Raw genomic sequence first — 789 nt, 5'->3', positions numbered from 1 at the left:
ACCCGGCTACGCGATGCGTTGCGTCACGTGGCGGATTGTCCGGCAGAGACCCATATGGATTGCCCAAAGTTCAGGCGCCTCATGGAGTTTGCGTCGCGTTCCGTCGCCACTCAAAAGCGATGAAAGCGTCTGCGTAACCTGACTGCAGGCGCCATACAACAGGCAGGTCTTTTAATGCAATTCGACGAATTGAACAGACGGGCTCGGAGTAATCATGTGCACAATTTCGATCTCGTCCAAGCTTGCCTTGGCTGATGCGAAGGCCTTAACCCCAAGCATCGGTCTTGTTCGCCTCTTAATGAACAGGTGGTCCTGTTTGACGATATTACTCAGGTACTTCCGCCTGACCATCTCTATTGGTATCGGGCAACCAAAACCCTTGAGCATTCTGTTGGTTGCTTTGATACCCGTAGTGTTTGTGCTGCTTTTGCCGATGACAACCTTTCGTGGGAGGCCGTTGACCTCCAGCATCTTGGCGAAGAACTTTGTGGCGACCTGTTTGCTGCGACGTTCTGAAAGCTTGAATTCGAGCGTTTTGGCCTGCTTGGGCTTCCACATATTGCGTGATAGCTAGTAAATGCTCGGCCATAGGCGCAAATCTGTTAATCTGAGGCAGCGCCAGAAGAGTAGTAGAATGCAATGGCTTGTGTTCTGTTTTTAACCGAGAGCTTTTCATAGATGTTGCTCAGGTGAAACTTGACGGTATTTGTCGAGATTTGCAGGTCCTTCGAAAGTTCACGATTGGATAGGCCCTTGGCCAACGCTTCAAGGATGACGCGCTCCTTACGA

At 50.7% G+C, this 789-nt stretch carries 1 protein-coding gene and 1 pseudogene; both read right to left on the bottom strand.

What is annotated here, in order from left to right; all coding sequences use genetic code 11:
• Positions 1–171: 171 nt before the first annotated feature.
• Positions 172–546 (bottom strand): annotated as a pseudogene (locus tag ACR0DL_RS21475) (DDE-type integrase/transposase/recombinase); the annotation flags it as partial.
• 56 nt (positions 547–602) lie between these two features.
• A partial coding sequence (locus tag ACR0DL_RS21470; protein ID WP_480691296.1) for a response regulator transcription factor occupies positions 603–789 on the bottom strand: 187 nt, incomplete at its 5' end.

The sequence above is a fragment of the Ruegeria sp. BB5 genome (assembly GCF_056539405.1).
This window is presented reverse-complemented; position numbering and strand designations above follow the sequence as displayed.